Annotated in this window: 8 protein-coding genes and 1 pseudogene; 3 read left to right on the top strand and 6 right to left on the bottom strand. The window is 67.5% G+C overall.

Going from position 1 to position 13,314, the window contains the following annotated elements; translation table 11 throughout:
• Nucleotides 1–65 precede the first annotated feature (65 nt).
• Entirely contained in the window at nt 66–515 is a 450-nt protein-coding gene (locus tag U9979_RS10605; protein WP_322779240.1) for a VOC family protein, read from the top strand.
• A 171-nt stretch (nt 516–686) separates the two neighbouring features.
• Here U9979_RS10605 and U9979_RS10600 read toward each other — a convergent pair whose 3' ends face one another.
• The 5 genes and pseudogenes from U9979_RS10600 to U9979_RS25170 form a co-directional block, all read right to left on the bottom strand.
• Nucleotides 687–2,816: a SpoIIE family protein phosphatase gene (locus U9979_RS10600; protein ID WP_322779239.1), complete on the bottom strand. Its 2,130-nt coding sequence runs from the start codon at nt 2,814–2,816 to the stop codon at nt 687–689.
• A 138-nt stretch (nt 2,817–2,954) separates the two neighbouring features.
• Nucleotides 2,955–7,550: a caspase, EACC1-associated type gene (locus U9979_RS10595; protein WP_322779238.1), complete on the bottom strand. Its 4,596-nt coding sequence runs from the start codon at nt 7,548–7,550 to the stop codon at nt 2,955–2,957.
• Between the two features lie 41 nt (nt 7,551–7,591).
• Nucleotides 7,592–8,014, bottom strand: coding sequence for an effector-associated constant component EACC1 (locus U9979_RS10590; RefSeq protein WP_322748743.1), 423 nt, complete (start codon nt 8,012–8,014; stop codon nt 7,592–7,594).
• Nucleotides 8,015–8,522: 508 nt separating this feature from the next.
• Complete coding sequence (locus tag U9979_RS10585; RefSeq protein WP_322779237.1) at nt 8,523–9,047, bottom strand: hypothetical protein; 525 nt, start codon at nt 9,045–9,047, stop codon at nt 8,523–8,525.
• Nucleotides 9,048–9,053: 6 nt separating this feature from the next.
• Nucleotides 9,054–9,317 (bottom strand): annotated as a pseudogene (locus U9979_RS25170) (helix-turn-helix domain-containing protein); the annotation flags it as partial.
• Between the two features lie 147 nt (nt 9,318–9,464).
• Between U9979_RS25170 and U9979_RS10580 the strand changes: the two are divergent.
• Together U9979_RS10580 and U9979_RS10575 are read left to right on the top strand one after the other, a co-directional pair.
• Nucleotides 9,465–10,448, top strand: coding sequence for an LLM class flavin-dependent oxidoreductase (locus U9979_RS10580; RefSeq protein ID WP_322779236.1), 984 nt, complete (start codon nt 9,465–9,467; stop codon nt 10,446–10,448).
• A complete protein-coding gene (locus U9979_RS10575) occupies nt 10,448–11,983 on the top strand; it encodes a long-chain-fatty-acid--CoA ligase (RefSeq protein ID WP_322779235.1) in 1,536 nt (511 codons plus the stop codon). Before U9979_RS10580 ends, U9979_RS10575 begins: the two co-directional genes overlap by 1 nt.
• A gap of 333 nt (nt 11,984–12,316) precedes the next feature.
• Here U9979_RS10575 and U9979_RS10570 read toward each other — a convergent pair.
• The coding region (locus U9979_RS10570; RefSeq protein WP_322779234.1) for a N,N-dimethylformamidase beta subunit family domain-containing protein at nt 12,317–13,314 on the bottom strand (998 nt) is incomplete at its 5' end.

Here is a 13,314-nt window from a genome sequence, read left to right as displayed (position 1 = left end):
TCGTTAAGAGGCTGGCTGCATCGTTGGTGGCCGGGCCTGCGCCCCTGGCGAAGTAGGCTTCAGTAATGGAGCAGCGTGTCAGCTTGATCACACTGGGCGTTGCCGACGTGCGGCGCGCTCGGGCGTTTTATGAGCGGCTGGGTTGGCACGGTCAGGAGGTCGAAGAGACCGTGTTCTTTCAGGCCGGCGGCATCGCGCTGGTCCTCTGGGGCCGTGACAAACTCGCGCGCGACTGCGGTTTTACGAACGGGAGTATCACGGACAGGCCGGCAGGTGGCTTCAGTGGTGTCGCCCTCGCACACAATGTTCGGTCCGAGGCGGAGGTCGACGGTCTCATCGCGGCGGCGGAGCGGGCAGGGGCCACGGTCACCCGTCCGCCGGCCAAGACGTTCTATGGCGGCTATGCGGGGTATTTCACCGATCTCGACGGCCACGCCTGGGAGATTGCGTACAACCCGGGCTTCCCGCTCGCGGCGGACGGCTCGATCACCGTCCCCGACTTCCCCGTCGGATGACCGGTCGGGGTGCCGTCGTATGCGCAGTGCGGCTTGGATGGCCGGTTCGGCAGATCGAAAGATCGTAGCTCGGCAGATCGAAAGGTAGCGGGCCGGCAGGTCGAAGGGGTGCTGCTAGGACGCTGGGGATCAGCTGGGGATCAGCTGGGGATCAGGTTGACGAGACCTCATCTATGCGGGGAGTTCGGCGTAGGGGAGGGGTTGTTCGGCCCAGATGGTCTTCCCGGTGGCGGTTTGCCGGGTGCCCCACCGTTGGGTGAGTTGGGCGACGAGGAGCAGGCCGCGGCCGCCCTCGTCGAAGACGCGGGCCTGGCGCAGGTGGGGGGCGGCGTTGCTGGCGTCCGAGACCTCACAGATGAGGGTGTTGTCCTGGATGAGCCGGAGCTGGATGGGGCCGCCGCCGTAGCGGATGGCGTTGGTGACCAGCTCGCTGACGACCAGCTCGGTGATGTATGCGGCATCGTCCAGTCCCCAGATGGTCAGTTGGTGAGAGGCCTGTTTGCGGGCGTCGGCGACGACGGCGGGCTCAGCCGGCAGGCTCCAGGTGGCGACATGATCGGCGTCGAGGGTTTTCGTCCGGGCGAGGAGCAGGGCGACGTCGTCAGTAGGGCGCTCGGCCAGCAGCGCGTTCAGCACGTTGTCGCAGGTGTCCTCCAGGGACGGGGCGGGATGGGTCAGCGCGTGGCGTAGCAGTGCCAGCCCCTGGTCGATGTCGCGGCCCGCGGCCTCGATCAGGCCGTCGGTGTAGAGGGCGAGCAGGCTTCCTGCCGCCAGGTGCAGCTCGGTGGACTCGAAGGGCAGTCCGCCCAGGCCCAGTGGGGGGCCGACGGGTACCTCGGGAAAGTCGACCCCGCCGGCGGGGTCGATGACGGCGGGTGCGGGGTGGCCGGCGCGGGCCAGTGTGCAGCGGCCGGCGACGGGGTCGTAGATCGCGTAGACGCAGGTGGCGCCGATTTCCCCGGCGGTGGGTGCGTTGGGGTCGCTGGCCGCCGGGCCTTCCTCGATGTCGAGACGGATGACGATGTCGTCGAGGCGGGTGAGCAGTTCGTCGGGGGCCAGGTCGATGTCGGCGAGGGTGCGTACCGCGGTGCTCAGACGTCCCATGGTCGCCGACGCGTGGACGCCGTGGCCGACGACGTCACCGACGACCAGAGCGACCCGGGCGCCGGACAGCGGAATCACGTCGAACCAGTCGCCGCCCACGCCCGCTTGGGAGTCGGCAGGCAGGTAGCGGGAGGCGATGTCCAGGGCCGCCGGCTGGGGTATCCGCCGCGGGAGCATGCTGCGTTGCAGGGCGAGTGCGGTCGTGCGCTCACGAGAGTAGCGGCGGGCGTTGTCCACTGCCACGGCCGCTCGTGCGGTGATCTCCTCGGCGAGCAGGATGTCGTCGTCGTCGAACGGGTCCGGGGTGCGATGGCGCAGGAACATCACGACGCCCAGGGTGGTGCCGCGGGCCCGCAGCGGCGCGGCCATCACCGAGTGGATGCCGTACTGGCGGATGCTCCGGACGCGGGCCCGCAAATGCGCCGTCCACCTGCGGATGTCGGGGTCATCGACGGCATGCCGTGAGGCCAGGCCGGTGGCCAGGGTCCGCGCCAGGAGCGAGTATTCGGGGTGGGATTCGGTCGCTCCCGGGGTGACCGCCGACTCGGGGCAGCCTGCCAGGACGGACTGCTGTGCGACCCGGCGCAGCACGACGGGGCCGGTGACCGGACCGAGCGTCGGTTCCTCGCCGTGGACGATGGAGTCCAGCAGGTCGACGCTGACGAAATCGGCAAATCGGCCGGCGGCGACGTCCGCCAGTTCCTGGGCGGTGCGGGTCACGTCCAGGGTGCTGCCGATGCGGGTGCTGGCTTCGTTCACGATGGCCAGTCGACGCCGGGCCCAGTACTGTTCGGTGTAGTCGAGTACCGCGGCGGAAACGCCGTGCACCTGGCCGTCCTGATCCTTCAGCGGGAAAATGAATACGGACCAGCCATGCTCGCGGGCCTCGCCGGGAGCACGGTTGTAGTCTTCTTGGCGCATCATCTCCCCGGTCCGCAGCACCTGTTCCTGCAGCTTGTCGACCTCCTCAAAGGGAGGATCGGATTCCATTTCCCGCAGGCGCAGCCCGCGCATCTCCTCTTCCGTCCTTCCCATCACGCGGGTCATCGCCTCGTTGACTCCCACAAGCCGCGCCTCATGGTTGTAGATCGCCACCGGGATCGGGAGTTGGGCCAGCGTCCAGTCTTTGAGCACTGCCGTCTCGGTGCTGTCCGTTTCAGTGCTGTCCGTTTCAGTGCCGTCCGGGTCGGTGTCCATCGGCGCGCATCTCACCCTCGCCGCGGCCATCGCTCGGGATCCTCGCAGGCAGGACTCCGCGGCACTGTTCCAAGGGTGCTGCCCGATTGTGCTGCTTTCAACCCGAGGCTGCGGGCATCCGCACGGTGCTGGCTCGTTTCAGTTGCCCGCCGGTATTGGCGTTGATGGGAACAAGACCGGAAAACTGGGTGGCGACGGTGCTTCGGGGAGAGTCGGGCACACACGGTCGAAGGTGACGCCGGGGGCCATGACCGACCATTCCGTCTGGGTCGGGTTGGCCCCGGCCAGGCGACAGGCGCGGGCCACCGGGTCCGTCACCGTGGCGCGCAGCGAGGCGATGTTCCACCTGACCACGTTGCCGTATTCATCGTATGTGGTCAGCGTGTCACCGGTTTCGGAGAATGCCACGCCACGCGGATAGGTCTGTAAGGTCACCGCCGTGACCCGGTGGGGTGCGGAGGTGAAGGTCATGTCCCACAGCACTACTTCGTCACCGCCGCCGACAGTGGCGAGGATCCGTCCGTCCGGGCTGAACGCAATGGCAGGTATCGGCACGCCGCTGCTGATTTTCACCCGGAACCGTGGTGCGGCCGTAGCGGACACGTCGGATACGTCGAATACGTAGGTGTCCTTAAGAAAGGCGGCCACCAGGGTGTTCCCATCAGGGGAGAAACGGGCGGTACCGGAGACGGGCAGCCGGGGATGGTCTGGGTCCACGAGGGTGCCCAGCGGCTTCGGATGGCGGAGATCGGTGAGGTCGTACAGGTGGGCACCGCACAGGAGGATGCGCCCTCGCGGTCTGAATGTCACGGCGCAGTTCGCGGTCCCGTTCGCAGTGAGGGATGACGCCTGGACGGGGTGGCGTCGGTCGGAGATGTCCCAGATGGTCGTTGGTCCCGCAGCGCTGCTGACGGCAAGGAGTGCGTTGTCGGGGGACAGCGCCATGTACGCGACGGTGCCAGCACCGTCGGAGATGCGGAACTGTGCGGTCGACACCGGCGATGCGGGGTCGGAGACGTCCCAGACGGTCACGGTCCCGTCGCGGGCGGCGGTGGCGACGGCGCGGCCGTCCGGCGCGAAGACCACCTGCGGGCTGTCCGGGACGTCGACGGTACCGGCGTCGCGACCGGCTGACGGACCTGTCAGGTACATCAACACCGGCCGACCGCCGGCGCCCCAGGCCGCCAGCAGCGTTCCGGTCGGGTCGAGGGTCGAGAAGCGCAGCGGCGTGTAGGGGCTCTGTAAGAACAGGGTGGTTCCGACGATCGGTTGTGCCGACCGTGTTGGAGTCAGACGGTCGGCCAGTGACCAGAACAGCACCGTGTCGTCATTGCCGCCGGTGGCCAGGGTGGCGCCGTCCGGCGCGAAACTCACCGCCTTGATCAGGTTCTGATGTCCGGTGAAGGTGGCGGTGCGCACGGACGTCGCAGGAGAAGCGACATCCCACAGCGCGATCGTGCGATCCGTGCTGCCGGTGGCCAGGCTCCTGCCGTCGGGGCTGAAGGCGACCGCGCGGACCGCGCCACCGTGACCGCTCAGGCCTGCGCTCTGGCGTGGGTGGGTGGGGTCCGTCAGATCCCACAGCCGTGCCTGCGCGTCGTCCGCTCCGGTGGCCAGGGTCCGCCCGTCGGTGCTGAAGGCGGCAGACAGTACCGCGGGGCGGCCGGCCGGGGTGAGGCCGGCCGGGGTGAGGACAGCCTGCCGGAGCGGGTGGGAGCGGTCCGTGATGTTCCACACCTCGGTGGTTCCGTCCTGCCAGCCGAGGGCCAGCAGCCGCCTGTCGGGGGAGAAGGCGGCCGCGTTGAGCGGGCCGGTGTCGTGTCGCGGTAACTGGACCAGGCGCGTCACGTCCGAGGGCCGCGCACCCACCGCCCACAGCGAGAGCACTCCGAGATCGGATGCGACCAGCGTGTGCCCATCGGGGCTGAAACCCGCAGCCTGGATGACCCCCGCAGCCCGGCCGTTTCCCGCGATCCCGTGGACGGTTCCCAGGCCGACGGGATGCGCGGGGTCCGCCAGGTCGAACATCCCCATGACACCGTCCTGGCCGAGCAGATACAGCAGGTGCCCGCCGTCGTCGAGCCAGGACGCCATCACCCCCTGGGTGAACACGGGCTGCCCGTGCGCCACCACGTCGGTGAGCTTGCGGCGATGATCAGGTTGGGAGACGTCCCACACCTGTGCCGTGCCGTCACCGGTGCCGATGACCAGGATCCGGCCGTCCCCACTGTAGGTCACCGTGCCGACGACGTTCGGCAGGTTCTCAATGGCTCCGGAGAACTGGGTACCTGCCAGGACGTCGAGCAGGGCCGCCCGGCTGGTCTGCGACGGGTCCCGTCGGAATGCCTCCACCGCGAGCAGCAGCGCGGACCGTGGCTCGGTGCCGGTAGCCGAGATGGCCGCCGCCTGAAGCTGGCGGACGGTCGCCGCCCGGAGGTTGCGCTGTGCGCTGGAGCGTTGCTGGAACGCCACTGCGGCGGCCAGCACCGTCAGACACAGAGCGAACGCCAGGCCGGCGAGGATCTGTCGCAGCCGGCGGACCCGCCGGCGTTCCCGAGCCTGTTCGGCCTGTTCCGCTCGGATGCTGGCGTCGAGGAATTCCCGGTCGGCCATCCGCAGCAGGCGCTCATGCCGCGCGTCGGCGGCCCACTCGCGGGCCGCAGCCAGCCGGACGCCGCGATGACAGAATGCCGGATCACGACTGGCACGCTGCCAGGCGTCCGTCGCATCGGCCAGTTGCTGACGGATGACCAGCCCGGCGCGATCCTCGTCGAGCCATCGGCGCAGCCGGGGCCAGGCGCGCAGCAGAGCCTCGTGGGAGAGCTGCGCCCCGCCGTCATCGACGGTGACCAGCCGGGCCTGCGCCAATCGGTCGCACACCAGGGTGATGATCTGGCGCTCCACGTTGGAACGGCCGTGGGTCATCTCTCGTAGGTCGACGCGGCGTCGCACCGCCTCCCCACCGCTGCCGCTGTCGCTGCCGCTGTCGCTGCCGCTGTCGCTGTCGCTGTCGCTGAGATGAACCATGTGTAACAGCAGGTCCCGCAGGGCCAGCCGGCCCGGTTCGGACAGCGTGTCGTGGATCTCCTCGGCGGTGCGGGTGACGGACCGCCAGATCCCACCGGTGGCCTGATAGCCGGCGAGAGTCAGGGTGCGACCGCTGCGCCTGGTCCAGGTGGCGCGCAGCGCGTGGGCCAGGAACGGCAGAGCTGTGCCCAGGCCGGAACTCCCGCCCTCACGCAGGTCCCGCAGCAGGAGATCGGTCAGACCAGGCTGCAGGACCAGGCCGCCTGCCTGCGCCGGGCGTTCGATGGCCGCCCGTAGCCCGGCATCGTCCAGGGGCGGTACCGTCACCTGGCCGTCCCGCAGAGCGCGGACCAGTTCGGGATATGCCAGGCAGTTGCCGTAGTGGTCCGCGCGGAGCCCGAGCACCACCCGCGTACGGTCCGGGCCGGTGTCGGAACCGGCGCACAGCACATGGATGAATCGCGTCCGCTGATCCTCGTCCGGGCACCGGGTGAAGACCTCCTCGAACTGGTCGACGACGAGTACCGCGCAGCCGCCGGACCGCTCCGCGATGCTGGGCAACCGTCCGGCCAGCAGATGCCGTTCCACCTCATCCAGAGGCTTCCCGGTGGCCGCCGTCAGCCGTTCGGCGAGAGCCTGCAGCGGCTGGGCTCCCGGCGCCGCCAGCAGCACCGCCGGCCAGGGACTCGTCCGGTCCGCATCGTGCCGGCGGTCCAGGCCGGCCAGCAGCCCGGCACGCAGGATCGAGGACTTGCCCACCCCGGAGGACCCCACGAGCACCACTGGACGGTGACCGGTATCGCTCCCGGTGACCTCGCCCAGCAGGCGCTGGACGACATCCTCCCTGCCGAAGAACCGTTCGTGGTCCTCCGCTTGGAACGGCTCCATCCCCGGATAGGGACACGCAGAGTCGTCAGGTGGCTGGAATGAAGTGTCATCGGGCTCCGGGGCGGGCTGGTAGGCGGGATTGGAGGCAAGGACGAGTTCCCCGGCCCTGCCGTCGCTCTGCCGGTGCGGCCGGGCCGCCGCGTCCTGCAGGCGCCGGTCGAGGTAGCCGTAGACGTGGTCGAGGGTCAACCGGACCGGGCCGGCGGGGTCACCCTCGTGCAGGAGCCGCAACAGCTCGCCGGTGAACAGGGTGTGGCGCTCGCCCGGCGGAGCATAGGAGACCGCGTAGTGGGACGCCGAGGTCAGCAGGTAGCTGCCGCGTGGCCGGGCGGAGGCGTAGGGATCCCGTTGGCGGTCGCGGCCGGTCGCGGCCGCCAGCCCGGAAAAGCAGCAGTCGAGCATGACCACGGTGCTGGCGGGCAGGTCCGCGAGAATGTCGCGGATGGTCTGATAGGAGGCCGACCGGGCGATCCGGTCTCCAGCGAGGCTGGCATGCGTGGCCAGGTAGAGCCGATCCCCTGGCCCGAGCAGGCCGTGCCCCGCGAAGTAGAAGAGAACGACGCCGGTGGCCTGTGCGGCGATCTCCTCCACCGCGTCGAGCACAGCGCCTTCGTCGGCGGGGTCGATGATGGTGCGGATGTGTGCGGGCTCCATGCCGCACACCTCTTCGAGTGCCCGCCGCAGATCCTCGACCGTGGTGGCCACCGACGGCAGATCCGGCAGGCCCGACGCGTCGGTGTGCCGGCTTGTTCCCACCAGTACCGCCCGCGCACCCATCCCCGCCAGGTCACCGAGCGGTGGTCGCCGGGGTGCCGTCATCCGTCCGAGCCTTTCATCCACGCCCCTATTGCCGGGCGCTCTTATTCGGCTGGTGCGGCGGGAGGCCGCGCGGTCTCGTCGGATGGCACCGTGCCAGGTTCCAAGGACCGGGCGAGTTGTTGGGCCAATTCACCCACCTGTCGCGCGTCCAGCCCGCGGACGTGCTCGGCCGCCACTGCGATCGTGGTTCCGTCAGGTCGGGTGACGGTCACGGTCTGGTTCCCGGTGCGGCGCTGCACCCACGTCACCAGCGCGGCGGCCAGCACTGTGGCGACCCCTCCCGGTTCCAGGACCACGGTGAGGAGATCTGCGGCCGTCCCCATGGTCCCGGCCGCGGGCTCGCCCGTCGCGCGACGACGGATCCGGCCACGCAGCTGCGGCTCCCTGGCAAGCCAGGTTCCCAACGGCGCAGCGCCGCCATCGGTCCGCTCACTGCCGTCCTGCACCGCGATGACGACATCCATAGTCCGTATTGTGCTCTTTTGGCTGTACGGGGTGCGGGCATGGGTGCGGACCCTGGAGCACCCCGACAACCGGCGAGCACCCACGCTTCGCACCGGAATGGCCACCGCGTACTCTGTGCCTCCTCGTGCCCGGTTATGGGGAATCGCGGCGAAACGGGACCAGCTGCCGGGCATCCGCCGCCCGGACAGCAGGGGGCAGTGATCGGGGTGGACACCGAAACGGCAACGGGGGCTGCTGTGGGTATTGCCATGGTCGACGCGGTCAGGATGGCCGCGGACAACAAGCGGGCACATGAGGCCCTGACCGCCCGGCATGAGCGTTTGGTCCGGCGGACGGCGGACGGCGGACGGCGACGCTGTGCTCACCATCGACCCGAACTGGTGAAACGGGGCGTGAAGCTGGATGGGGGATCCGCGACGACATCCACGAAGCCTTCCGCACCCTCGGCTGCGCCATCACCCGCTGGCGACGGCTGAAGGCCTCATTGTGTTAGGAGTCCTTGTTCGTTCAGCGGATGCCCGGCTGGTGGGCAAGCATTTGCTCGACGATTTGAAGATCTTTTTTGATTCGATCGAGGACGGCTGTCGCACCGTCTTCGTGCCCGTCGGTGGGGTTCTGCCGCAGCAGGCTTCGGACTGCCATATCGGACAGGATGCGTCCGGTTTCAACCACGGTCGTGCTGCCACCCGGCTGGTACCACCAGGAGGCGAACAGCACCATCCCGCTCAACGCTCGTGCTGCAATCGCCTCGTTGACGGGATGGAACAGGCCGCACCGGATACCGTCGGCGATCGTCGATTCCACAGTTCTTTCGAAACCATGCCATATCTCCTTGTATAACCGGGAGACCTCGGGCGGAAGGTTTGTCTCGCTCCGGCTGACCAGCCGGGTGCGCTCGGGGTGACGGAGCGCTGCTTCCACTGTCCCCATCATGATTTTCTTCAGTCGCAGATCTGGCCGTGAAGCCAGGTTTTCAGGCATATTGATGACAAATGCCGAGTTGGCCAGAGTGTCACGGGCGATCTTGGCCACCAGATCGTCCTTACTTGAGACATAGTGATACAGAGCTGGGCGGCTCACCCCCAGGGCATCTGCGACGTCCTGCAGGGTCGTACCGGCGTAGCCCCGCGTCGCGAACAGCTCCGCGGCGGCGTCCAGGAGCGCTGACTCAAAGGCCTCCCGCCGGGAGGACGAACGACCGCTGCTCGGACGGACCAGACCCGCAGCGAACCGGGTGTCCGTCTCGCTCTGTATGTCCCCGATTGCGACACCTGTGTCCTCGGGCGGTGCCGGCTCCCTCACCCTTCCGAGTGTAGAGATGAGCCGGCCGTGGTTGGCAGGCCTGGAGGAGCGAAAAAGATGCGGTAAATTCCTGGGTTCAACATCGTTGTCGAAAGTTCGACTCGCATGTAACCTTGCCCATACTTCACATGATGTTGGAGGTGGCCGGTGGGTCAGCCAGACGAGAACGGTGCTCAGGCGTCGGAAGCCGAACCCCGGGTGCTGTTCGGCTTCAACGTTCGAGGCGAGAAGAAGGAGATCCGTCGGCTGGACAGGCTCGGAGCGGACTCGCTGTGGGCGAGTGGTCATGTCGCGGCACCGCTTCCCACTCCGGAGGCGCTGGTGAACCTGGGGCTCCTCGCCGCGCTCACCGAGCGGCCGCGCATCGGAACCGCGGTGCTCCTGCTTCCGCTGTATCCGCCGGCAATCGTCGCGAAGCAGGTGGCGTCGATCGATCGGGTGAGCGGGGGGCGGGTCACGCTGGGGGTGGGGGTCGGTGGGGAATATCCGCAGGAGTTTGATGCCTGCGGTGTGCCGGTCGCCGGCCGCGGCTACCGGGTCGACGAACAGATTCGCGTCTTACGGGACCTGTGGACCGGCGAAGCGGTCGATGGGGCCGGCCCGCATTACCCGTTCCAGGGCGTGCGGATCTCCCCGCCGCCCGTCCAGCCCGGTGGTCCACGGATACCGATAGCGGGGACGAAGGCGCCGGCGATGCGGCGAGCCGCGACCATCGGCGACGGATGGATGCCCTATCTGTTGTCTGCGGACCGGTACGCCGAAACGGTCCGGACGGTTCGCGCCCAGGCCGACGCCATCGGACGTAAGCTCGACAGCTTCGAATGGTTCCAGTTTCTGTTCATCGGTGTAGCGGACCGGCCCGAAGACGCCTACGCCGACATGGCGCAGATGTTCGGCTCAGTCTGGTCACGGGACCTGCGCGGACTCATCCACCGCGTGACCGCCGCAGGTACCCCGGAACAGGTTGCCGCACGGGTGCAGGCCTACGTGGATGCGGGGGCACGCCACATGATTTTTCAGCCGAGCGGTGCGGACCTCGACGAGTCCCTCCGCAACGCGGAACGCATCACGCACGAGGTACTGCCCTTGATAACCCTTTCCAGGCGGGTGGAGGCGACAGACGAATGCTGATGGGCGACATATTGTCACTGGCAGCCGCGAACTGGCCGCAACGGGTGGCGCTGGTCACGGGGAACGAACGCCGGACATTTTCGGACCTGCACGCGGACTCGTTACGGCTGGCGAACGGCCTTTCCCGGATCGCATCGCCGGGAGACCGGATCGCGATCCTGGCTCGCAATGTGCCCGCCTATGTCGAGGCTCTCTACGGTGTACCGACCGCCGGCATGGTACTCACCCTGCTCAACTACCGGATCCATCCCAGGGAATGGGCTGAGATCATAGCTGCGGCCGGCGCCCGGGTGCTGATTGTCGACCGGGAGTTCGTCGACGAACTCCGGCCCGTGCTCGGCGACGTCCCAGCCATCGAACACATGTTCGTAATTGGTGGTCCATCGGACGGCCGCGGCTCCTCCTACGAGGAGCTGGTCGCATCGGCCTCACCCACCCGTCCTCAGGTGGAAGTGTCAGATTCCGACACGGCATGGCTGGTTTATACGAGCGGTACGACCGGGAGCCCCAAGGGGGCGATGATCACCCATCGTGGAATCATCACAGCGGCCATGACAATGATGCTCGCGGTCTCGCCGACGGAGCGTGACCGGATGCTGATGACCTTCCCCATGTGCCATGTTTCCGCGTTTCAGGTCCCCACCTACCACCTGTGCGGAGTGCCGACTGTCCTGATGCCCGCGTTTGAGCCGAGCGCGTTCCTGGAACTGGTGGCGGAACACCGAATCACGATCACTTCGCTGGCGCCGACGATGGCGGCTTTCGTGCTCCGGTATCCGGGCTATGACACGGCCGACCTGTCCTCCATCCGCCGACTGGGATACGGCGGGATGGCCATGCCCACGAGCACTGCCCGCGCTTTGGCGGACCGGCTGGGACCGGTTTTGGTGACCGGCTTCGGCCAGACCGAGTCAACCGGATGGGTGACGGCTCTCAGTCCTGAGGACCATGTTCGTGCGCTGTCGGGTCAGGAGCAACTGTTGGAGTCCTGTGGCCGGCCGTTGCCGCTGACCGCCGTCGCGGTCATGGATGAGCAGATGCGGCGATGCCCCGCCGGCACCCCCGGTGAGCTGGTCATCCGCGGTGATCTGGTTACCAGTGGTTATTGGAACGACGAAAAGGCCACCGCCGCCGCGTTCACCGATGGGTGGCTGCACACCGGTGACGTGGCGACCGTGGATAAAGAAGGATACGTTTATCTTGTCGACCGCATCAAGGATATGATCATAACTGGTGGACAGAACGTGTACTCCACGCAGGTGGAGCAGGTCCTCCATAAGCACGAGGCCGTGTCGGAAGCTGCCGTTATCGGTGTTCCCGACCCGGTATGGGGGGAGAGTGTGGTAGCTGTGATTGTTCCCCGGCCCGGTGCACACGTGGACCCCGAGGACATCCTCAGGACCTGTCGGGCGCAGCTTGCCGGTTACAAGAGCCCGCGGAAGATCCATGTGGTTGCCGAACTTCCCAAAAACATCACCGGCAAGGTCCTCAAGCGCGAGCTCCGCGGCCGGTACGCGCCTGCGACAGCTCTCTGATCACCACGACATTGGGTAGTCTTGGATGTCATCAGGTCTCCGTCCCATACGTGGAGGTGGCCGCCCCGTCTGCAGCTGACGGTATTGATTGTATTCACCCTGTCGTGCAGGGTGAAATTGCTCAACGTCTGTTCCAGGCTTATGCACAGGCTGGTGTCAAAGTAAATATCGTATATGGCGCGACCCAGTTCGGGCCAATGGTTATTACGAAAGCAGGATCCGCTGCAGAGAATGTCTATCTGGTTGGCGGCTTTGCGCCATCGACCGCCAAGGGCAATATCGAGGTCGATACCTTCAACGCTCTGGACAAGCGGATCGCGGGGGCTTGCCGGGCTACCGTTCACCGCCCGGATTCCCGCCGCCGCCGGCGTCGTCACCCGGCACGGATCGGGCGCCGGGATGTCGTTGCCCGGCCGGGCCCTGCGCAAATGTGGTCAGCATCGTGGTGGTGACGGTGGTGACGAAGTTCTGTACTACGGGTCCGGCCGCGCCGGACCCGCACACATCGGTTACGCCGCATACCCACGCGCTGGTACCGGCGTCGAACACTCCCGCGCCCGAGTCGGCGGTGTAGTAACTGACGTCGGAATGGTCGGGCCGGCCATGACAGAGCACCGGTGAATGTGCGAGGACCTCGATCCGCGACGGTGTCGGATAGGTGAGGTCGACCCGGTCGTACTCGGATCCGATCATTCCGGGAATACGGCTGCCCGCGCTCAACCCGGTTCCGGCGAACAGCCAGTGCCCGGGGTCGCGGACCACGAGGTCGGCATGTACCGGATTGCACTGGTACATGCCACCGGTGAGCGAGCTCTCCGGTCTCGCATTCGGCGGAGACGGCCAGTTCGCGGTCACGGCGGCGTCGTCGACGCCGTTCAACGGGTCCTCGGCCGCGACCTTGTAACCGGTTTCCAGCCGGTCCGGCCCGAACGCGGTCGGTCCCAGCCGAATTCGTCGGAACACCGCGTTCGCGCCCAGGAAAGCCAGATTCACCCCGCGGTCCCGGGCCCGCGTCAACGCGTCCCGCATCGCGGGCGAATAGTACTCGTCATGCCCCATGGAAACGACCGCGCGGGCGCCGTCCAACAACGCTGGATCGCCGTGGAGGTCGATATCCGTTGCATAGGCGACGGGCAGCCCGAGTTTCTCGGCGAGGATGATGACCGGGGCTTCGTTTCCGGTGAAGTCCGCGGCGCCGTCGCCATAGTCGTACGGTCGGTCGAACGAGACGACCCGGGCCCGGTCGTTGAATCCCTTCGGGCCGTGGTAAAGGCTGTATCCACCCCACGCGTTGTATGCCTGCCAGGTTGTCACCGCCGCGAGCAGTACCA

Origin of the sequence: Protofrankia sp. Cas4 (assembly GCF_963555915.1) — a bacterium.
In the GTDB taxonomy this organism is placed as follows: Bacteria; Actinomycetota; Actinomycetes; order Frankiales; family Frankiaceae; genus Protofrankia.
Note: the sequence above shows the minus strand (reverse complement) of the source record. Positions and strands in the feature narration are given on the sequence as shown.